Raw genomic sequence first — 21,361 nt, forward strand, 5'->3', positions numbered from 1 at the left:
GTGAGGTGATCTCGACGGCCATCGGAGCACAGCACGGCACCACCAGGCATGCGGGTCCAGATGGTCTCCAGGCCGTTGTCCGGTCAGCCGGCCGTCTCTGTCCGCAGGACCTCACGATGGGCCCGGGCCGTGATGATCGCCGCGTCGAGCGAGTCCCGCGTGCGGACGAGGTCGTCGATGTGCCGGCTCAGCCGGTCTCGCTCCTGTTCCCACCGTTCCGGCGCGGCCTCCGAGTTCCTCTCACTCGGCGCTTCGACGCAGGGCAGCAGTTCCACTATGGTCCGGCTGGACAGTCCGGCACCGAACAGACGCTGGACGAACGCGACCCGCTCCGCGTCGGTGTCCGTGTAGTGCCGCTGCCCACTGGCGCGAACAGTAGCACCGGGAGGCTGTAGGCGACCTGCGCTCCCCTCCGTTTCAGCGCCCTCCTTCCGAAGCCCGTTTCCCAGGTGACCGGTGTTCTGACGCGGCTCCCACCGGGGTCCACCCCAGTCCGTGGCGGCCGTCGGTGGGTGCGTCCCGCTGGGGTGACGCCCCGGTGCGAACGCTGCTCACGCGGTGCTGTCCTGACGTGGTCGGCGATCACGGTGTGCGCGGCCAGGAGCACTGGGGCCGTCGGCAGCCATCCCGAGGGAGGGACCATGACATTGATGCCGGTGGCCGGTATCCGCACAGGTGCTCCGGCGCAGCCCGCGGATCTTGTCCTGCGCCATGCGAAGATCTTCACGGGCGACCCGAAGCGGCCGGCCGCGACCGCGCTCGCCGTGCGGAACGGTTCGGTGACCGTCGTCGGCGGGGACCGGGCGGTCGCCGCGCTGGTCGGTCCGCGGACTCGGGTGATCGATGCCTTGGGGCACCGCGTTGTGCCGGGCCTGAACGACTCGCGCCACCACGTCGTCCGCGGCGGCCCGCATGTCGTCCTCGAACTCCGGTGGGACGGCGTGCGGACTCTGCGGCAGGGGCTGGCGACGGTGCGGGAGCAGGCCGCGCGGACTCCGCCCGGCCGGTGGCTCCGGGTCACGGGCGGCTGGAGCGTCGCATCGGTGGCGGAGCACCGCATGCCGACGCCGACGGAACTCAACGCCGCCGCGCCTGACACCCCGGTCGTCATCACCCACCTCTCTCAGGCCGCGCTCTTGAATCGCGCCGCGCTGCACGCCGCCGGGATCACCCGTGACAGCCCCGACCCCGTGGGCGGCCAGCTCGTCAACCGGTTCGGGTCGACGTCGCTGATCGACGCCGCCGACGGATTCCAGGACTTCCCGTCCGGCTACCGAGCGGTCACCGACCTCCAACGACGAGTGGCTACGGCTCAACGGCGCGAGGGAGAACCTGACGTGGGCCGCGGCGGACTTGGAGAACTTCGCACAGCCTTGTCCGGAACTGGGCCCGTACGAGCCGGAGTTCGAGAAGGAGGAGAGCCTGGCACAGCCGCATGGACCGGGCCGAAGCCCTCGCCTCGTACACCACCGGCGGTGCCCGGCTGACGGGCGAACAGGACGTCAAGGGCATCCTCAAGATCGGATCCCCGGGATCGATGCGCTGCTCACGGTCGTGGGCGGTCGGGTCGTCCACGCCGTCGACTTCTTCGAAGGCCTGACGCCGCCCGTGCCCCCCGTCCAGCCGGACTGGAGTCCGATCGCGCACCTGGGCGGCCATCAGGCGGGCCACAGCTCCGATCGTTCCGGGCTGCGCCGGGCCGAGTGCGTCCAGGACGCCGCCGCCGAATCCGCCGAACACCTCCGTCGGCGACAGCGGACCGGCCGGGCCGGCGACGGTCACCGGCCACTCGACACCTTCGATCCCTGCTTCAGCTGAACATCCCTGTTCCCGAACCGAAAGGCGACCAGATTCCCATGCCTCCCGAACTCCTGCCTCCGACCGGCCGCCGCGGATTCCTCAAGGGCGCTGCCGGCGCCCTCGCCGTCCCTGCCGCCGCCACGCTCGTCGGCGCGCTGGCCGAGCCCGCCCACGCCGACGAGGGCGGGCTGCCCGACTACGCGCCGATCCCGGCTGGCTCGGTCGGACCCACGCCGAACGCGGACGGCTACCACGTGGGCCGGATCGCCGGAAACCTCTACTGGGTCACGGACTCCTACTACCAGTCCATGTTCCTGACGACCACGCGGGGCGTCGTCCTCGTCGACGCACCGCCGACCATCGGGCGCAATCTGCTCCGCGCGATCGACGACGTCACCCGGGCCAACGGCCGGCCGAGCAAGGTCACACATCTGGTGTACTCGCACTCGCACGCCGACCACATCGGCGCCGCCGGTCTGTTCGGAAAGGACGTCGTCCGGATCTCGCACGCCGCGACGGCCGGACTGCTGGCCCGTGCGGCGGACCCCAACCGTCCGCTGCCGACGGTCACGTTCCAGGACAAGTACCAGCTCAACGTCGGCGGAGAATGCCTGCGCCTGGCGTACCACGGGCCCAACCACTCCCCCGACAACATCTTCATCCACGCGCCCGAGTACGCCACCCTGATGCTGGTCGACGTCCTGTACCCGGGCTGGGTGCCGTTCAAGAACCTCGCGGTCTCCCAGGACATCCCCGCCTGGATCAAGGCGCAGGGCATCGCGATGGACTACCCGTGGCAGACGTTCGTCGGCGGCCATCTCGGGCGGCTCGGAGTCCGCGCGGACGGCGCCCTGCAGATCCGGTACATGGACGATCTGGAGGCCAGCACCCGGTCCGCGGTCGCCTCCGTCGACCCGAGCCCGTTCTTCGCCAAGTACGGCGCGCAGGGCAACTCGTGGGCGATCTTCAAGACCTTCCTCGACGCGGTCGCGGACGCCGCCGCCGCTCCCGTGGCCGCGAAGTACACCGGAGTCCTCGCCGCCGCCGACGTCTTCACACGGGACAACGCGTGGACGCTGCTGGAGTCCCTGCGGATCGACGCGGGTGTCCTCGGGCCGTTCGGCGTCCACCCGTGAACCACTGGGGTGCCTCCCCGGTGCGAGGGCACCGGGTTCCCGGTTTCGTGTGTATGCCGGGTCAGGACACCCACTCAAGAGAGGCCCCGCCATGACCGTCCCCCTTCCCGTGGTCTTCATCCACGGGCTCTGGCTGCACAGCACCTCCTGGCAGCCGTGGATCGACCTGTTCCGCGACGAGGGCTACGCCCCGTCCGCGCCCGGGTGGCCCGGTGACCCCGACACCGTCGAGGAAGCGCGCCAGAACCCCGAGAGCGTCGCCGGTTACGGCATCGACGACGTCGTCGAGCACTACGCGGCCCTGATCGCGGCCCTGCCCGTGCGGCCCATCGTGATCGGTCACTCGTTCGGCGGGATGATCGCGCAGAAGCTGCTCGGCCAGGACCGCGCCGCCGCGGCGGTCGCGATCGACGCCGCACAGATCAAGGGCGTTCTGCCCCTGCCGCTGTCCGCGCTGAAGGCGACGTTCCCGGTCTTCAAGAACCCGACCAACAAGCGCCGGTCGGTCTCCCTGACCGCGGAGCAGTTCCGGTTCGCGTTCGGCAACGCCGTTGCCGAGGAGGAATCGGCAGCCCTGTACGAGCGCTGGACCGTCCCCGCGCCGGGCAAGCCGCTGTACGAGGCCGCCTCCGCCAACTTCAACCCCCACTCGCCGGCGAAGGTCGACACGGACAACAGCGGACGCGGGCCGCTGCTGCTCATCTCCGGCGGCAAGGATCACACGGTGCCCGAGGTCGTCACCCGGGCCACCCTCAAGCAGTACCGGCACTCCGAGGCCGTCACCGACATCACCAACTTCCCCGACCGCGGGCACTCCCTGACGATCGACAGCGGCTGGCGCGAGGTCGCGGACACCGTTCTCACCTGGCTGCGGCAGCAGAGTCTGGAGGCCGGGCGATGAACTCCCCTCCCCAGACCGCCGGAACGTCCGGTGCCGACGCGGGCCTGGCCGGACGGACCGTCGTGGTCACCGGCGCCGGGCGCGGCATCGGGCTGGCCGTCGTCGAGGCCTTCCTCGCGGCCGGCTCCCGCGTCGTCGCGGGATCGAGGGAACGCACCGAAGCCCTCGACGAGCACGTGAAACAGGGCGCCGAACTCACCGTCGTGGAGGTCGACCTCGCGACGCCCGACGGTCCGGCCGCGCTGGTCGCCGAGGCCGTCGCGGTCCATGGCGGTGTCGATGTCCTGGTGAACAACGTCGGGGCGGTGCGGCCGCGGGTGGACGGCTTCCTGGGCGTGACGGACGAGGACTGGGACTGGACTTTCACGGTCAACTTCATGGCCGCCGTCCGCGCCACCCGGGCCGCCCTGCCGCACCTGCTCGCCACCGGCGAGGGACGGATCGTCACCGTCTCCTCGGTCAACGCCCGGCTGCCGGACCCGCTGGTCATCGACTACGGCGCGGCGAAGGCGGCGCTGACCAACTTCTGCAAGGCCCTGTCCAAGGAGGTGGGGCCACGCGGCGTGCGCGTGAACACCATCGGTCCCGGCCCGGTGGAGACGGCGCTGTGGCAGGGTGCCGGCGGTGTCGCCGCCACGGTCGGCCAGTCCCGGGGCGTCGACCCCGGAGAGGTGGCCCGCGGCGCGGCGGACCAGTCGGTGACCGGCCGCTTCACCCGCCCGTCCGAGGTCGCCGATCTCGTGCTCTACCTCGCCGGTCCCCGGGCGGCGAACATCACCGGCGCCGACTTCGTCATCGACGGCGGCCTCGTCGAATCCCTCTGACCGGCCGTCACGGCACGGCGGGCACCGAGCCCGCCGCGCCTCGCTTCCCCCTCACATCCCTTGGAGAGATCAGTGAGATTCCGCCTGCCCGGATCCCGCCGCCTGGTGGCCGCGGTCTTCGCCCTGGCCCTCGGCCTCGGCTCGGCCACCCTGACGGCCTCGGCCTCCGACAAGCCGGCATCGCCGGCCGGCGAGCAGATGCCCGCCGGCTTCAGCGAACACAAGACCCAGGTCGCCGGGATCGGCATCAACTACGTGATCGGCGGCCACGGCCCGACCCTGGTCCTGATCCACGGCTACCCCCAGACCTGGTACGAGTGGCGCGGCATCATGCCCGAGCTCGCCAAGCACTACACCGTCATCGCGCCGGACCTGCCCGGCGCGGGCCGGAGCGACGCCCCGGCGTCCGGCTACGACAAGAAGACCATGGCCGCCAAGCTGCACGCACTCCTGGTGTCGCTCGGCAAGGACCAGGACGTGAATGTCGTCGGCCACGACATCGGCACGATGGTCGCCTACTCCTACGCCGCGCAGTACCCGCGCAGCGTCAAGAAGCTCGTGCTCAGCGAGGCCCCGATCCCGGACCAGAGCGTCTACGCGTTCCCGGCGCTGACGGACAAGGGGCCCGGGGTGTGGAACTTCGGCTTCTTCTCCTTGCAGACCGGCCTCCCGGAGAGCCTGATCCGCGGCCGCGAGGAGACCTGGACGTCGGGCTTCATGCGGGGCATCGCGGTGCACAAGGACGCCCTGAGCACGGAGGACCTCGCGGTCTTCGCCTCCTACCTGCGCGACTACGCGCACCTGGAGGCGAGCTTCGAGTGGTTCCGGACGTTCCCGCAGGACATCGCCGACAACGCGCGGTTCCAGAAGAAGCCCCTGACCATGCCGGTCCTGGCGATCGGCGCCTCCGGCAGCCTCGCGGAGTCGGTCCCGAACCAGGTGCGCCAGTACGCCACCCACGTCACCCCGGCCGTCGTCCCCGACTCCGGCCACTGGATCTACGAGGAGCACCCGAAAGAGATGACCGACCTGCTGCTGAAGTTCCTGGGCGGCCGACGATGACGTCAGGAGCGGACATGACCCGGTTCTTCCCGACCTTCGGCCCGACGGCCGAACGCGAACCCTTCTGGTTCCTCGGCGGCCAGGCCAGGATTCTGCTTCCCGGCACCGCGACCGACAACCGGCTCAGTCTGATGGAGTTCGCCGACCCGGCGGGCCACGCACCCCCGCACCACGTCCACGAGGACGAGGAGGAGGTCTGGTTCGTCCTCGACGGCGAGGTGACGTTCTTCGTCGGCGACCAGCGCCACGACCTGGTGCCCGGGCAGGTCGCGTACGGGCCGCGCGGGGTTCCGCACAGCTATCTGGTGCGCTCGCCCGAGGGTGCGCGGATAGCGGCGCTGTTCAGCCCGGCCTGCATCGAGGAGTACTTCAGGGCCAACGGCACCCCGGTGGCCGAGGCCGGGGACCTGCCACCGGAGTTCGATCTCGCGGCGGTCGTGGCCTCCGCCGAGGCCTTCCACCTGCGCGTCACCAGACCGCCGCCGTCCTTGTGAGCCCACCCCGAAAGAGCAGGTAAGACGAGGAGAACAGAGATGGCTAGCATCGAACCCGTGCGATTCCGCGAGGGTGGGAAACGCCGCAGAAAGCTCATGCTCACGGCGCTGGCGATCGGGACGCTGCTCACGGTCCCGGCGCTGTCCGCCGCCACGCCCGCCGGGTCGGCGTCCGCCGCGAACGCCACGACGGCGTCGGCCACACCGAGCACACCGAGGCCGACCGTGGTCCTGGTCCACGGTGCGTTCGCGGACTCGTCGAGCTGGGACGCGGTGACATCGCGGCTCCAGCGCCGGGGGTACCCCGTGATCGGCGTCGCGAACCCGCTCCGTGGCCTGGCCGGCGACTCGGCCTACGTGTCCAGTGTCCTGGACACCATTCCCGGGCCGGTCATCCTGGTCGGCCACTCCTACGGCGGCGCCGTCATCACCGACGCCGCGGTGGGCCACGCCAACGTCAAGGCCTTGGTGTACATCGCCGCGTTCGCTCCCGACCAGGGCGAGTCCGGTCTGGCGATCCTCGGAGAATACCCGGGCAGCCGGCTCCCGCCGGCGCTGACGGTCCGGCCGTTCCCGGGCGGGCAGGACGCCTACGTCAACCCCGCGGATTTCCGGCAGGTCTTCGCCGCCGACGTGCCGGCCGGCAAGGCCCGGCTGATGGCGGCCGGGCAACGGCCGGTGGCGCTGGCCGCGTTCGCCGAACCCAGCAGCACACCGGCGTGGAAGACCATTCCCTCCTGGTTCCTGGTCGCAGGCGCCGACCGCGCCATCCCACCGGCTGCCGAGCAGGCCATGGCGCTTCGTGCGGGTTCCCACACCGAGGTGATCCGAGGCGCCTCGCACGCGATCCTCGTCTCGCATCCCGACGCCACCGCACGCGTCATCGAGGCCGCCGCCCGCGCCACCTCCTGACCCGGCATCATCCGCGACGGCTGTGGCTCCAGTTGAGTGATACCCCGTGACCAGGGCGAACAGCGATGACTTCGGCCCACGTCAGCCGGAGTGGATCAAGGGCCCACCGGCAGAACGCCTGAGCGTCACTCATCTCGAGCCACACCCGTCCGCGGCACCCCGGCGCCGCCGCCGCGCGCCGATCCACCAAGCCCACGAAGGGAAACCGACATGCCGTACATCACCGTCGGCCAGGAGAACTCCGCCGACATCGAGCTGTACTACGAGGACCACGGGAGCGGGCAGCCCGTCGTGCTGATCCACGGCTACCCGCTGGACGGCCATTCGTGGGAGAAACAGCTCCCGGCCCTGCTCGACGCGGGCCACCGGGTCATCACCTACGACCGGCGCGGCTTCGGCCGGTCGTCGCAGCCGACCACGGGCTACGACTACGACAGTTTCGCCGCCGATCTCGACACGGTACTGACCGAGCTGGACCTCACCGACGCGGTACTCGTCGGGTTCTCGATGGGCACGGGGGAAGTCGGCCGCTACCTGGGTACGTACGGCTCGCGGCGCGTCGCCAAGGCCGCCTTCCTGGCCTCCCTCGAACCCTTTCTGCTCAAGACCGACGACAACCCGGGCGGCGTCGACCAGTCCGTCTTCGACGGCATCCTGGATGCGGTCACGAAGGACCGCTACGCCTACTTCACCGGCTTCTACGAGGCGTTCTACAACCTCGACGAGACGCTCGGCAGCCGGATCAGCGAAGAGGCCGTGCGGGCCAGTTGGAACGTGGCGGCGGGCGCGTCGGCGTACGCGTCGGTGGCCTGCGTGCCCACCTGGATCACCGACTTCCGCGCCGACGTCGCCAAGATCGACGTGCCGACACTGATCCTGCACGGCACGGCCGACCGGATCCTGCCCGTCGACGCCACCGGGCGGCCCTTCCACGCGCTGCTGCCCTCGGCCGAGTACGTCGAGATCGAGGGCGCCCCGCACGGCCTGCTGTGGACGCACGCCGAGGAGGTCAACGCCGCGCTGCTGGCCTTCCTGGCCAAGTAATCGCTCAGCTCGGCCACGCACCGAGTGCCTGGTCCGTGGCCCGGTGCAGGTACTCGCGACTCGCCCCGCCGATGGCCTGTGCAGCTACGCCTCCTTGTTGCCGTGGGTGGCGTAGCTGCCGCGCATCCTGATGCCCACGGCCTCGGACAGCTCCACGACAGAGGCGCCCTCGCGACTCCCGGCGCGGAACAGACGCACAGAGGACCACGCCATGCCCAGCGGAATCACCGCGGCCGGGGCCAACGGAACCGCTCTGTCCCAGCGCCACGCCGCCGTCGGCGAACCGGTACTCGGCACTGACAGCCGCGGCCCCGAAACGGTACGGCGGCCGGTAGCCGTCACCGGCCCCGGCCTGACCCCGGCGGGAACCTGCTCCCACCACGCCCCGTCACCCCTCCGAGCCGGCTCTCCACTCACTCGGTGAGGTGCCGTACGCCGCCCGAAACGCCCGGCTGAAATGGGCGGCGTTCGTGAAGCCCCAGCGGCGTGCCACCGCGGCGACGGTGGGGGTGACCGGGGAACGGCGGGACAGTTCGCCACGGCATGCGTCCAGGCGGCGGCGCTGGATCCAGCGGGCGGCTGTGGTGGACTCGCTCTCGAAGAGCCTGTGGAGGTAGCGGACCGAGATGCGGTGTTCGCGGGCGATGAGGGCGAGGGTCAGATCGGGGTTCGCGAGGTGACGGTCGATGAACGCCTTGATACGGAGCAGGAGTGCGAGGCTACCGCCGGGGGTGTCCTGGGTATCGCGGCCGAGCCGCTCGGCGAGGAGCGTTCCGACGAGGTCCACGGCACTGGCCGCCAGCCGTTCGGCTGCCGTGGGGGCGATGTCGGGGGCGTGGTCGGCCAGGCCCTGCAGGAAGGGCAGGACCACCTGGCCCAGCCCGTCGTCGTGGGGCAGCGCTGTCGCCGTGACACGCTGAAGGTCTCCCTCGGACTGCGGCAGCAGGGGGCGTGGCACCTGCAGCGCCTGCATCCGGAATCGCTGCGGGAAGCGCAGGGAGTAGGGCCGGGTCGTGTCGTACAACGCCACGTTGCCCGGGCGTAGTTCGGCGCTCCGGGCATCCTGGTCCACGTGGGCGAGGCCGTTGCGTTGCAGGCCGACGTACACGTAGTCGGCGCTGTCCCGGGCGATCAGCTGCGGCGTGCGGTCGACCCGGCCACGATCGCAGTCGATGGTGGTCGCCAGGAGCGGACCGAGCAGGTCGGTGCTGATCGTCCCGTTGAAGGGCTCGCCCTTGGGGAGGGTGATCCGCAGCGGGACGAAGGTACGGAAAACCTCTTCCTGCCAGTGCTCCAGAGGCTCACTGCCGGGCGTCGACCGCACCGAGAACACCACGCTCATGTCCACTTCCCCAGGCTTCACGACGCAAGCATCGACAAGCGACGCCCAGCACCAGGACGTCCGGAGCCCCACGAAGCCCTGGCATGAAGTATCACCTTTCCTGAAGCGCGAACGCTGAAGTTCCGGTGCGGTCACCCGAGGCGAGTGCACGATGCGCACAGCACCGGTGCACGTTGGGCAAAGGCCGCCGCCGCCCGGCCTCCTACAGTGCGATGCGTCGCAGCCCGACGCGCGGGCCCCGAACCGGGAGAATCGCCCATGCCGTCGTACACCGCATCGCAAGGGATCGTGCTGGAGCCGGTGGTCGAGGCGTTCGCCCAGTCCGCCTCCCCCGTCGAACGGGACGTGCTCGGTGGCCGCAGAGCCGTCGAGCGGGCGCAGTCCGGCAAGGTCGCCCTACCGGAGACCGACGAGGAGTGGGTGACGGTCCCGGGCGGCCCGACCGGTGGCGTGCCGGTGCGGATCGTCCGCCCGCGCGGCACCACCGCCGTACTGCCCGTCGTCCTGTATCTGCACGGGCCCGGCTGGGTGTTCGGCGGCGCCGGCACGCACGACCGGCTGGTGCGTGAACTGGCGGTGGGTGCCGACGCCGCCGTGGTCTTCCCCGAGTACACGCGCTCGCCCGAGGCCCGCTACCCGGTCGCCATCGAGCAGGCCTACGCGGTTGCCCGGTGGCTGGCCGGCGAGGACGGACCGCGCGGGCTCGACGGTACCCGGATGGCCGTCGCGGGGGACTCGGCCGGGGGAAACCTGGCCGCGGCGCTGACTCTGCTGGCCAAGGAACGCGGCGACGTCCACTTCGCTTGCCAGGTGCTCTTCTGCCCGGTCACCGACACGGGCTGCGACAGCGGTTCGTACGACCAGTTCGCCTCCGGCTACCACGTGCACCGCGACACCATGCGGTGGTGCTGGGAGCAGTACGCACCCGACGCGGTCGAGCGTGCGCACAGCACGGTCTCGCCGCTGCGTGCCCGACTCGACGAGTTGGCCGGACTGCCGCCGGGCCTCGTCATCACCGCCGAGGCGGACGTGGTGCGCGACGAGGGCGAGGCGTACGCGGCCAGACTCCGGGCGGCCGGTGTGCCGGTCACCGCCGTCCGTTACCTCGGAGTCATCCACGACTTCGTCATGCTCGACGCCCTGCGCGGCTCCCAGGCCGCCGCGTCGGCCATCGCCCTGGCCGCCGACACCCTCCACAGCGCCCTGCACGACGCCCTGCCGACGGCTTCCCCTTCGTAGGCCCCTGCACCGGGCCTCGCCCTGATGGACCACACCTCGCCGTAGGAGCCAGACGTGCTCACCCCACTCGTCCTCGTCACCCTCGACCACGGCTCACGGATACCACCGTCCCGTCGGCAGAGGCGGATCGAACTGCTCGAAGAGGCCGGTCACGCGGCGTCGACGGGCGCCGCCGTGATGCGGCGCCCGGTTCTGCCTTGCGCACCGGGCTGTCGGCTCCCGCCTCTCCCCGATCTTCTCCGGACTCGGCGTCGTCTCCTGTGACGCCCGCTTGCCTATGGGGGCGCGCCTGCGTCTGAGCTGGTCGGAACATTGCGAAGGGGAATCTCATGGTGTGGTCTGGCGCTCATGAGGCGGCCGGGCCGCCGATGGTCGGTCGGCAGGCGGAGCGCGCGGCGATCGGACATCTGCTCGAATCGGTCCGTGGCGGCTTCAGCGGAGTCCTGGTGCTCACCGGCGACGCGGGGGTCGGCAAATCCCGGCTTCTGGAGTACGCCGCCGAGGCCGCCCAGGACCTGACAGTCGTCAGGCTGGTCGGTGTGGAGGCCGAGACCCGACTGGGCTACAGCGCTCTGCACCGGCTCCTGCGGCCCTACCTCGGCCGGCTGTCGGCTCTGCCGCAGCGCCAGCGTGAGGCCCTGAGCGCCGCGTTCGGGCTGACCGATGCCGCGCCGTCCGACCGCCATCTGGTCGGGTTGGCCGCGCTGACGTTGCTCTCGGACGCGGCCACGGCGGCGCCGATGCTCTGCCTGGTCGACGATGTGCAGTGGCTGGACCGCGAGTCGGCGGAGACCCTGGCGTTCGTGGGCCGACGCCTGTACGCGGACTGCCTCGGGCTGCTGTTCGCCGCCCGTGACGGGACCGGCGACCACGATGTCTTCGGCGCCCTGCCCGCACTCCGGCTGGAGGGACTCGCGGACGTGGAGGCCAGGGCCCTGCTGACCGCCGGCGTGACCGGACACCTGGACCAGGCGGTCGCCGAGCAGCTCGTCGTCGGCACCGGAGGCAACCCGCTCGCGCTCCTGGAACTGGCGGTGAACCTGGGCTCGGAACAGTTGGCCGGGGTCACACCACTGCCCGAGCCGTTGCCGGTGAACCAGCAGTTGGAAGAACACTTCCGGCGGGCGGCGGCACTGCTGCCCGCCGACACCCAGACCCTGCTGCTGCTCATGGCCATGACACCGACGGACGACCAGGCGACGCTGTGGCGCGCCGCCCGTGCCCTGGGGCTGTCCGTCCGGTCTGCCACACCCGCGGTCGCCGCGGGGATACTGACCCGCGGGACCACCGCCGGATTCCGTCACCCGCTGATCCGGTCGGCGGTCCATTCGGCCGCGTCCGCCGAGGAGCGACGCGGTGTCCAGGCGGCGCTCGCCGCCACGAGCGCCCCCGAGCGCCGGGCCTGGCATCTCGCCGAGGCGACCGACGGTCCGGACGACAGTGTGGCCGCGGAGCTGGAAGCAGCCTCCGAACGAGCGCAGGCGCGTGGCGGATACTCCGAACAGGCTCTGGTCCTCACCCGGGCTGCGGAGATGACCACGCATCCGGGCAAGCGGGCCGAGCGGTATCTCCACGCGGCGGCGGCACACCTCGCCTCCGGCAATCTGCCGGCGGCCCAAGCGCTGCTCGATCTCGCCACTCCCGACCTGACCGGGCCGGCCGCCCGAGCCCACGCGACTCGGCTGAGGGCGTCTGTCGAGATACTCTACGCCCGCCCCCGCGAGGTGCCCGCGATACTGCTGGACGCGGTGGCCGACCTCGGCACCGCCGATCCCGTGGCGAGCTGGGAACTGCTGCGCGAGGCGATGTACGCCACGATCAACGGCGGCCGGATGATCACGGGGACGACGCCCCACGAGGTGGCCAAGGCGGCCGCCGACGCCTGGTGTGAACCGGCGTTGCCGGCCTGGAGCCCCGATCCGCTGATGGCGGCACTGGCGCGCTCGATCGCCCATGGCTACGCCGCGGGAGCCCCGGCCCTGACCGCGGCCCTGGCCCGGTTGCGCACCGCCGACGACATCCAGGGGCAGAACGCGTTCAGCGTCATGGTCAGCCTCGCGGGCGACGAGCTGTGGGACATCGAGGCCAAGCGGGAGATCCTCGGGAAACTGGTGACGGCGGAACGGGGCCGTGGAGCGCTGCTCGGACTGAGCATTGCGCTGCTGGCTCTCACCACCGTGGAGATCTGGGACGGCCGGTTCGCCGCCGCCGAGAGCCTTTTCGCCGAAGCGGACGACTACATGACCGCGACCGGATTCCACGGGTCTGGAGACTTCAACAGGGTCCTGCTGTACGCCTGGACCGGTCGGGAGGCCGAGCTGCGGGCCGCCGTCGCGACTCTGAACGCCATGGCCGAGAACCTGGGAATCGGACTGACGTACCGGTGGACCGGCCAGGCCCTGAGCGTCTTCGAGCTCGGTCGCGGGCGGTACCGGGAGGCGCTCGACGCGCTGCTCGTGGTGTTCGGCGAGCGCTCGGTGGTCCTCGGTGACCTCAATCTCGCCGGAATGGTCGAGGCCGGGCTGCGGGCCGGGGACCGGAAGGCCGCCGCCATGGCCATGGAGCGCCTGGAAGAACACGCTCCGCTGGCGGGAACCCCATACGCGTTGGGGCTGCTCGCACGCTGCCGGGCCCTGATGACCGACGACGACGGAGCAGAACAGCTGTACCTGGAATCGATCGCGCAGCTCGGGAAGGTCCCGGTGGCCGTGGAGCTGGCATGGTCGCGCCTGCTGTTCGGCGAGTGGCTCCGCCGGCGCAGGCGTCGTGCCGATGCCAGGGTCCAGCTGCGGGCCGCGTACGAGTCCTTCGAGTCCTGGGGAGCCGCGCCCTTCGCCGAGCGGGCCAGGGTGGAGCTGCTGGCCACCGGCGAGACGGCACGCAAACGAACCGTCGACACCCAGTTCGACCTCACCCCGCAGGAACGTCATGTGGCCACACTGGCCGCGTCGGGGCTGACCAACCCGGAGATCGCCACCCAGCTGTTCGTCACCACCTCGACCATCGAGTTCCATTTGAGCAGGGTGTTCCGCAAGCTCGGTATCACGTCGCGCAAGCAGATCGGGCGCAGGCTGCGTGAAACCGAGAGCGGCGACTGACAGCGGGTCGTCGACCGGCGTGCCCCGCCCGGCTCAGTCGGGTTGCCCGGCTGGGCCGGGCTGCTCGGTGGCGGTCGGCGCGCCCTGGAACCGGGGTGACTCCCCAGTGCGAGCGGAACGTCGACCGGTGTGGAATACGACCGATCGGCCCCTTGGTGCCGGCGGGAACCGGTGACGAGGAGGCGGCGATGACGGGATCCGGAGCACTGAGGATGACGGATCACACCGGCGTCCCGCTCACCCACGGCCGGCCACGGGTCAACGGGGTTGAGCTGCACTGTGCGACGGGCGGCACTGGCGACCCGGTCGTCCTGATCCACGGTGTGCCGAAGACCGTGTTCTTCTGGCGCCACGTCATCCCACTGCTCACACCGCACTACACGGTCGTCGCGGTGGATCTGCGCGGATTCGGCGGCTCCGGACGTCCGACGACCGGGTACGACACGCAGACCCTGGCCGCCGACATCGCCGCGCTCATGGCAACGCTGGGACACGACCGGTACCGCGTGGTGGGCGAGGACCGGGGTGCGGCCGTCGCCTACGCCGTGGCGGCCTTCCACCGCCCGAAGGTCGTCCAACTCGTCTTCCAGGAGACGAGACTGCCCGGCCTCCCGGTCCCCGACCCCGGGCCGCTCGCCGCCGAGGATCCCCGCACCGGCTGGCATCGCTCATTGTTCGGCCTGCCGCACTACCCCGAACTGCTGATCGCCGGCCGGGAGCGAGCCTTCTGGACGTACTTCATGCGGCGGATCATGTGGAACCCGAGCGCGTACACGGATGTCGACGAGGACGAATACACCCGAGGGCTCGAAGAACCGGGCGGCAACCACGCGGTGTTCGAGCGGGCGGGGCACAACATCCCGTTGGAGGCACCCGTCGAACTCGGGCGCTGCTACCTCGATTTCTTCGCGACGTCGAAAGAATGACAGCGCCGGATCCGTGCCCGGTGCCCGAAGACCAATGGAATCAGCCGGTTATGCGTTTTCAGATCCTTGGACCCGTCCGGGTCTGGCAGGGCACCACCGACGTGAAGCCGGGCCCGCCCAAACAGCGGGCTCTGCTGGCCCTGCTCCTGGCGCACGCGGGCCAGCCCGTCCCCCTGCACGGGATCGTGGACGCGCTGTGGCACGATGATCCACCGTCCACCGCGGTGAACGTGATCCACCGCCACGTCGCAGCGCTGCGCCGGCTGCTCGAACCCGGCCTGCTCTCCGGCACCGCCTCGCGCCGCCTGGTCCGCGATTCCGGTGGCTACCGCGTCGACGTGGCACCGCACGAACTGGACCTGCTGCGCTTCAGAACGCTGCGCCAGGACGCGCGCCGTTCGGCACAGCGGGGCGACCGGGCGAAGGCCGTGGAGTTGCTGGTCGAAGCACTGGATCTGTGGCGGGGTCCGGCGGGATCCGGCATTCCGCCCGAGGTCCGGGCTCTCCCGGTCTTCACCGCCGTGGACGACGAGCATGTCGCCGCCGTCAAGGAGGCGGCCGGATACGTGCCCACCGCGGGTGCCGTCCTCACCGAGCACGTCCTTGTCACTCTCCGCCAAGCCGCCTCCCACCACCCGCTCGACGAAAGTCTGCAGGCCCGGCTCATCGAGGTGCTCGCCGCCGCGGGCCGTCAGGCCGAGGCCCTGGAGACCTACCAGGTCGTACGGGCGCGGATCGCCGACGAGATCGGCCTCGACCCCGGTCCCGAGCTGCGGGAGGCACAACTCACCGCGCTGAACCAGCCCCGGCAGCCCCCTGCGCAGGCACCCGCGGAGCCCGGCCCTGACCCGGCGGCCACCGGCGCCCCGAGTCCCGCGCAACTGCCACGGGACCTGGGCGCCTTCACCGGCCGCAGCAGCGAACTCGGCCTCTTGGACACGCTGGTGCCCGAACCCGAGGATCCTGCCCAGGCCGTCGTCATCAGCGGTATGGCCGGGGTCGGCAAGACCACCCTGGCCGTGCACTGGGCGAACCGGCTCGCCGACCGCTTCCCCGACGGACAGCTCTACGTCGACCTTCGGGGCTTCCACCTGACAGGGCCTGCCCTGAGCGGCCCCGAGGCGATGCGTGCGCTGCTCGACGCCTTCGGCGTGCCGGTGAGCCGCATCCCGGCGGGGCCGCAGGCACAGACCGCGCTGTATCGCAGCCTCCTGGCCGGCCGCCGGGTCATGGTCGTCCTGGACAACGCCCGCGACTCCGAACAGGTGCGTCCCCTGCTTCCCGCCGCGCCCGGCTGTCTCGCCATCGTCACCAGCCGCCACCAGTTGCAGGGGCTCATGACCGTCGAGGATGCGCATGCGGTCACCTTGAGTCCGCTCGGCGACGACGAGGCCCTCGCCCTCCTCTCCCGTCGGCTCGGCAGCGCGAGGGTCACCCGGGAGGCCTCAACGGCAGCCGACATCGTCGCCCTGTGCGGGCGGCTTCCGCTGGCACTGGCCATCGTCAGTGCGCGGGCCGCACTCAACCCCGGCTACCCGCTGGCCGCCATCGCCGACGAACTGCGGGCGAGCCACGGCAGCCTCGACGCCTTCATGGGCGAGCCTCCCTTCGCCGACGCACGCTGCGTCTTCTCCTGGTCCTACCGGGCACTGACACCACGGGCGGCCGAGCTGTTCCGGCTGCTCGCCCTGCACCCGGGCCCCCACTGCTCCTCGGCCGCCGCGGCAAGCCTGGCGGCCATCAGCACCAGGGAGATCCGGTCCTGCCTCGCGGAGCTGGTCAGGGCTCATCTGCTCTTCGAGAACGAGCCCGGCCGCTTCACCTCGCACAGTCTGCTCCGGGCCTACGCAGCGGAGCTGGTCGGCGAGTTCGAGACCACGCACGATGTGGAGGCGGCCACCACTCGCGTACTCGACCACTACCTGCACAGCGCCCACGCCGCGGAAGCCGTCCTCGCCCCCCACCGCGAACGGATCGCCCTGCGCCGCCCGGCCGCACACACCCTGCCCGAGCGGTTTTCCGACCAGCGCGGCGCGGCCGACTGGTTCGAGCGTGAACGGCCCGTGCTGCTGGCCGCCGTCGCGCAGGACGGCCGGCACGGTGCCGGCGCCTTCAGCTGGCAGCTGGCCTCCGTGCTCGAGCTGTACCTGGACCGCAACGGGCGCTGGCAGCAACAGCAGACGGTGCAGAGCACAGCCATCACTGCGGCGCAGCGGGAAGGCGACCTCCTCGGGCAGGCGCACGGGCACCGCGCCCTGGGCTTCGCCCTGAGCCGGCTCGGGCAGTGGGAAGGCGCCCACGAACACCTCGAGCGCGCCCTGCGGTTGTTCGGGGAACTCGGCGACCTGCGCGGCCAGGCGCGCGTCCGTCGCTACGAAGCCTTCGTCGCCAACCGGCACGGCCGCCATACCGAGGCGTTGGAGCACTACCGCCTCGCCGGTGAACTGTACCGAGCGGCCGGACACCTCAACGGCGAGGCGAGCGTGCACAACGAAGTGGGGTGGACGTACCTGCTGCTCGGCGCGTACGACAAGGCCGTCGACGAGTGCAGCCGCTCCCTCGCGATCCACCGGGAGACCGGTGACCGCAACGGCGAGGCCGCGGCGTGGGACAGCCTGGGGGTCGCCTACCGGCAACTGGGCCGTCACGACCAGGCTCTCGACAGCTTCCGCCGCGCTCTCGGCATGTATCGGCAGCTCCGCGACTCCTATCTGGTGGCGGACACCCTGATCCACATCGCGGACACACACCTCGCCGCGGACCGGACGGACACAGCGGCAGAGGCGCTGCGGCAGGCGCTGGACATTCTTGACGACATCGGTCACCCCGACGCCGAGGGTGTCCGCGCGAGACTTCTCAGGACCGACTGAACCCCGGAGCGGCGCAGGACCGTGTATCGCGCAGGGGCCGACCGCCGCTGTGGCATGCCCTCCGTCAGAATCTCGTCAGATTTTGGGCTTCGGTGCCTGCCTACGATCCCCGAACGCGTTGCTTCCGACGGGAACTTCGCGAAGCAGGCACGAAATGCGTCGTGCCCGTCGGCCGTCGGCTGAACACCCGGCCCGGCCGGCGTACCGCCTTGCCCGTCCTTCGGCGATCACGCGAACCGTCCGTGCGAGCAGCGTCGACGGGCACAACCCGGCCTGAATGGGATCGAGATGACTTGCGCAGCTGTACCGAGTGAGTCTGTGGCCGCACGCTGCGGGCACCTTCTGCGGATACTGGCAACCGACCACGCCAGACCACTCCTCGCCTACGTCGAACGCATACTGGGCGACCGCCACATGGCAGAGGACATCGTGCAGGAGACCCTGATACGCGCCTGGCACCACTCCGACCGGCTCTGCGCCAACGACGGCTCCGTACGCGGCTGGCTGCTCACCGTCGCCCGCAACCTCGCCATCGACCGCATACGCAGCGCCTACTCCCGCCACGAGTCCCCAGGCACCGACCACCCGGGCACGCTCCAGAACGACCACGCCGACCCCGTGGCAACCTCGGTCGACACCATGGCCCTGCTGCGGCACCTGTCACCGGAGCACCAGGAAGTCCTCGTGCACACCTACCTGCACGACAGAACCGTGCAGGAAACCGCCCGGATCCTCGGCATCCCCCCAGGCACCGTCAAATCCCGGCAGCACTACGCACTGCGCCAGCTCCGCAACCGCATCCACACCCGCACGACAGCCGAGACGGCAACCGCCTGAACCAGTTGCCTGTTCAGTCCTCGTTCACCGGGCCCGGTTCGCCGATCGCGGGAGGGATCTGCTTCCGGGAGGTGACGCCGAGCTTGCGGAACACCTTGTTCAGATGGAACTCGACGGTCGAGGCGGTGACGAACAACCGCGTCGCGATCTCCCCGTTGGTCAGCCCCGAGACGGCCATGGAGGCCACCTGGCGTTCCCGCGGTGTGAGATCGGACCTGGTCTCCTCGGTCCGCCTGCGGGCTTTCTCGCCGGTGGCCAGCAGCTCGATCCGGGCCCGCTCGGCGTACGGCACCGCGCCGAAGGCGTCGAAGCTCTCGTACGCGGCGCGCAACTGCTTCCTGGCATCGGAACGCCGCTTGCGGCGGCGCAGCCACTCGCCGAACAGCAACCGGGACCGGGCCTGTTCCAGGGCCAGCGGCCCCTGCCCCAGCAGGTCGGCCGACTCCTGGTAGAACTTTTCCGCGTCGTCGCCGTCGGCCGTCAGCGCCCGGCCCAGGGCCAGGGTGCCCAGGGCCCAGGGGGTACCGGCGAGCGGCGCGCGCTCCTCCAGCCGGGACAGGGCCCGGTCCACGCCGTCGCGGTCACCGGTGCGGACACCGGCCTCGATGAGCAGCGGCAGAACGAGGTTGCCGCAGGTCGGAGGGTCTTCCTCGAAAACCGCCCGTGCGTGCTTCATCGCCTGCCGATAGTGGCCCTGCCCCAGCTCGAACGAGGCCAGCGCATGCTGCGCCATCAGGTGGTGCAAGCCCAGGCCTATGCTCCTCATCTCCGCGGTCCGCCCCACCGCCGTTCGCAGCTCGGCCTCCCGGCCGGTCAGGGCGAACAGGTGGAGCCTGTTGATGTCTCCGCCGCCGGGGAACCCGGTGGCAGTCACGATGTCGTCGAACTCGGCGTAGCGGACCTCCGCCTCCGTGAACCGTCCGTCCAGGAGTTCGTACCGCGCCTCGACGAGCAGCGTGATGCTCAGCGCGTGCAGCGCGCCGGCGTCGCGCTCCGCCGCCGTCAGGCGGCTGGTGAGTTCACGCGCGGCGTGGACGTCCCACAGATCATCGCAGGCCATCAACAGCAACACCGCGAACGGACTGTTCGAGTCCCCGATCCCACCGCCGCCCAGCAACTCGTCCAGGGCGGTACGGACCACGGGCACGCCGTGCTCGTAGCCCTCGGCCACGCGACGGGCCAGACCCTCCATCAGCAGCTCCCGGCCGCGTACTGGGGAGTCCGGGGCGTGCTGCGCGGCGACGACGGCCGCCGCGACCTCGGTCAGCGACGTGCCCCGCGTACAGTCGTGGGCGACCAGTGCGGCGTGCAGCGCCTCGCAGAGCAGCTCCCAGGTCAGCCGCGGGTCCTGTGGGCCGAGCCTGGTCACGGCGTCCATCAGCATCGCCGGGACGTCGCCGATGACGATCTTGAACATCTGCGCGGTCGCCCGCATCCGCAGCTCGCGCGCGCGCATCACCGGGCCACGGATGTCGGCGCCGGCCAGGTCCAGCGCGGTCCCTGCCGCCGGCGCGTCACCGGACATCAGATGCGCCTGGGCCGCGTCGATCAGCCGCTCGGCCCGTTTGTCCGGGTTGCCGGTGAAATCGGCGGCGCGCGACAGGAACAGGGCCTGCTGGGAGTAGCCGCCGCGGGAGCGGGCTCGCTCGGAGGCGGCCTCCAGGTCGTCGGCGACGCCTTCGTCCACGCCCTCGGCGGCCTCGGCCCGGTGCCAGGCGCGGCGGTCAGCATCGCGTACGGGGTCGCAGACGGCGGCCAGTGCCGCGTGCGCCCGGCGGCGCTCGCCGGGTTCGGCTCCGGCGTAGACCGTCGAGCGGATCAGGGGATGCCGGAACGCCGTCGGCGTGTCTCGGTCGAGGATGCCCGCGGCAACCGCCGGCTGGACGGCGCGGGCGGACAGGCCCAGCCGCCCGGCGGCCCGCCACATCATTCCCGTGTCGTCCGTGGGGGCCGCCGCGAGCAGCAGCAACAGGGTTCCGGTCTCCGGCGGCAGGGCTCTGACCAAGCGCTGGAAGTGGCCCTCGAGCAGCCGGCTCACCGGCAGCGGATCGGGCAACGGCGCGATACCGGACAGTTGTTCGGCGGCCAGGGCGTCGGCCAGCTCCAGCAGCGCGAGCGGATTGCCGCCGGTGCCGACGACGATCCGGTCGGCCACGTCCGGGTCCATTCGCCGGGGGGGCGGAGGAGAGCAGGGCCTTGGCCTCCGGCTCGGGCAGCCCGGTCACGGTGTGCACGGTCAGTGCGTCGAACAGGCCGCTGTCCCCGAGCCCGTCGCGGACAGCGATGATCAGGCCCAGGGAGTCGGCATGCAGTCGGCGGGCGGTGAACGCGAGCGCCTCCGCCGATTCCCGGTCCAGCCACTGCGCGTCGTCCAGCAGGAACAGCAGCGGCTGATCGGCGGCGGCCTCGGACAGCAGTGTCAGCGTCGCAAGGCCGACCAGATAGCGGTCCGCGGGCAGCCCCGGCACGAGGCCCAGGGCCGCGTCCAGCGCGGCCCGCTGCGGGCCGGGCAACCGGCCCGTCCGGTTGAGGAACGGCCGCAGCAACCGGTGCAGGGCGCCGAAGCCGAGACCGGTCTCGGGCTCGACCGCGGTCAGCCGGACCACGCGCAGTTCCGCGGCCCGGGCCGCGGCGTACTCCAGCAGTCGGGTCTTGCCGATCCCGGGTTCGCCGGTCAGGACGAGTGCTCCGCCGAGGCCGTCGCGCACCGCCTCGAGCAGTCGTCCGATGGCTTCGCGTTCGGCGTGGCGGCCGACCATCGGCGGCCCGGATGCGTGCTGGACGCCGTTCCACACCATGGGACCGCTCCCCTCTTGTCGATGTCCTGACATGGGGAACGCTAGGAGCGCCGTGCGGGCGGAAGCGAGCGTCATGTG

General features: G+C 71.2%; 17 protein-coding genes and 2 pseudogenes. 14 read left to right on the forward strand and 5 right to left on the reverse strand.

The genetic code is table 11. The features are described 5' to 3' along the window. Window positions 1–83: 83 nt before the first annotated feature. A pseudogene (locus ACYQ8Q_RS07720) lies at window positions 84–380 on the reverse strand (MerR family transcriptional regulator); the annotation flags it as partial. Window positions 381–650: 270 nt separating this feature from the next. Here ACYQ8Q_RS07720 and ACYQ8Q_RS07725 point away from each other — a divergent pair. From ACYQ8Q_RS07725 to ACYQ8Q_RS07765, 9 genes are all read left to right on the forward strand, one after another. Further along, window positions 651–1,487, forward strand: coding sequence for an amidohydrolase family protein (locus ACYQ8Q_RS07725; RefSeq protein WP_460063016.1), 837 nt, complete (start codon window positions 651–653; stop codon window positions 1,485–1,487). Window positions 1,488–1,554: 67 nt separating this feature from the next. Further along, window positions 1,555–1,818 (forward strand): hypothetical protein, encoded by a 264-nt coding sequence (locus ACYQ8Q_RS07730; protein ID WP_460063017.1) that lies wholly within the window; start codon window positions 1,555–1,557, stop codon window positions 1,816–1,818. Between the two features lie 38 nt (window positions 1,819–1,856). Further along, a complete protein-coding gene (locus ACYQ8Q_RS07735; protein ID WP_460063018.1) occupies window positions 1,857–2,936 on the forward strand; it encodes an MBL fold metallo-hydrolase in 1,080 nt (359 codons plus the stop codon). Between the two features lie 91 nt (window positions 2,937–3,027). Beyond that, window positions 3,028–3,837, forward strand: coding sequence for an alpha/beta hydrolase (locus tag ACYQ8Q_RS07740; protein ID WP_460063019.1), 810 nt, complete (start codon window positions 3,028–3,030; stop codon window positions 3,835–3,837). Further along, window positions 3,834–4,661: an SDR family NAD(P)-dependent oxidoreductase gene (locus ACYQ8Q_RS07745; protein ID WP_460063021.1), complete on the forward strand. Its 828-nt coding sequence runs from the start codon at window positions 3,834–3,836 to the stop codon at window positions 4,659–4,661. The genes ACYQ8Q_RS07740 and ACYQ8Q_RS07745 overlap by 4 nt, the downstream gene beginning before the upstream one ends. A 72-nt stretch (window positions 4,662–4,733) precedes the next feature. Continuing rightward, on the forward strand, window positions 4,734–5,723 hold the full coding sequence (locus ACYQ8Q_RS07750) for an alpha/beta fold hydrolase (RefSeq protein ID WP_460063022.1): 990 nt from the start codon (window positions 4,734–4,736) through the stop codon (window positions 5,721–5,723). Between the two features lie 14 nt (window positions 5,724–5,737). Beyond that, window positions 5,738–6,217, forward strand: coding sequence for a cupin domain-containing protein (locus tag ACYQ8Q_RS07755; RefSeq protein ID WP_460063023.1), 480 nt, complete (start codon window positions 5,738–5,740; stop codon window positions 6,215–6,217). Between the two features lie 39 nt (window positions 6,218–6,256). After that, complete coding sequence (locus tag ACYQ8Q_RS07760; RefSeq protein WP_460063024.1) at window positions 6,257–7,129, forward strand: alpha/beta fold hydrolase; 873 nt, start codon at window positions 6,257–6,259, stop codon at window positions 7,127–7,129. A 210-nt stretch (window positions 7,130–7,339) separates the two neighbouring features. Continuing rightward, a complete protein-coding gene (locus ACYQ8Q_RS07765) occupies window positions 7,340–8,173 on the forward strand; it encodes an alpha/beta fold hydrolase (RefSeq protein ID WP_460063025.1) in 834 nt (277 codons plus the stop codon). Window positions 8,174–8,257: 84 nt separating this feature from the next. Here ACYQ8Q_RS07765 and ACYQ8Q_RS07770 read toward each other — a convergent pair whose 3' ends face one another. Continuing rightward, window positions 8,258–8,386, reverse strand: a complete 129-nt coding sequence (locus tag ACYQ8Q_RS07770; protein WP_460063026.1) for a hypothetical protein — start codon at window positions 8,384–8,386, stop codon at window positions 8,258–8,260. Between the two features lie 175 nt (window positions 8,387–8,561). Beyond that, window positions 8,562–9,536 (reverse strand): AraC-like ligand-binding domain-containing protein, encoded by a 975-nt coding sequence (locus ACYQ8Q_RS07775; RefSeq protein WP_460063027.1) that lies wholly within the window; start codon window positions 9,534–9,536, stop codon window positions 8,562–8,564. A gap of 237 nt (window positions 9,537–9,773) precedes the next feature. On the opposite strand from ACYQ8Q_RS07775, the gene ACYQ8Q_RS07780 reads away from it, so the two are divergent. From ACYQ8Q_RS07780 to ACYQ8Q_RS07800, 5 genes are all read left to right on the forward strand, one after another. After that, window positions 9,774–10,754 carry an alpha/beta hydrolase gene (locus ACYQ8Q_RS07780; protein WP_460063028.1) on the forward strand — a complete coding sequence of 327 codons (981 nt, stop codon included), beginning with the start codon at window positions 9,774–9,776 and terminating at the stop codon, window positions 10,752–10,754. A 329-nt stretch (window positions 10,755–11,083) separates the two neighbouring features. Next, a complete protein-coding gene (locus ACYQ8Q_RS07785; protein WP_460063029.1) occupies window positions 11,084–13,852 on the forward strand; it encodes a helix-turn-helix transcriptional regulator in 2,769 nt (922 codons plus the stop codon). A 188-nt stretch (window positions 13,853–14,040) separates the two neighbouring features. Then, a complete protein-coding gene (locus tag ACYQ8Q_RS07790; protein ID WP_460063030.1) occupies window positions 14,041–14,778 on the forward strand; it encodes an alpha/beta fold hydrolase in 738 nt (245 codons plus the stop codon). A gap of 50 nt (window positions 14,779–14,828) precedes the next feature. After that, a complete protein-coding gene (locus ACYQ8Q_RS07795; protein ID WP_460063031.1) occupies window positions 14,829–17,648 on the forward strand; it encodes an AfsR/SARP family transcriptional regulator in 2,820 nt (939 codons plus the stop codon). Window positions 17,649–17,936: 288 nt separating this feature from the next. Further along, window positions 17,937–18,485: a sigma-70 family RNA polymerase sigma factor gene (locus ACYQ8Q_RS07800; protein ID WP_460063032.1), complete on the forward strand. Its 549-nt coding sequence runs from the start codon at window positions 17,937–17,939 to the stop codon at window positions 18,483–18,485. Window positions 18,486–18,498: 13 nt separating this feature from the next. On the opposite strand, the gene ACYQ8Q_RS07805 is transcribed toward ACYQ8Q_RS07800, so the two are convergent. Together ACYQ8Q_RS07805 and ACYQ8Q_RS07810 are read right to left on the reverse strand one after the other, a co-directional pair. Continuing rightward, window positions 18,499–20,640: a LuxR C-terminal-related transcriptional regulator gene (locus tag ACYQ8Q_RS07805; protein WP_460063034.1), complete on the reverse strand. Its 2,142-nt coding sequence runs from the start codon at window positions 20,638–20,640 to the stop codon at window positions 18,499–18,501. A 199-nt stretch (window positions 20,641–20,839) separates the two neighbouring features. Further along, window positions 20,840–21,358: pseudogene (locus ACYQ8Q_RS07810) on the reverse strand (ATP-binding protein); the annotation flags it as partial. Between the last annotated feature and the right edge of the window lie 3 nt (window positions 21,359–21,361).

The sequence above is a fragment of the Streptomyces sp. YKOK-I1 genome (assembly GCF_054660435.1).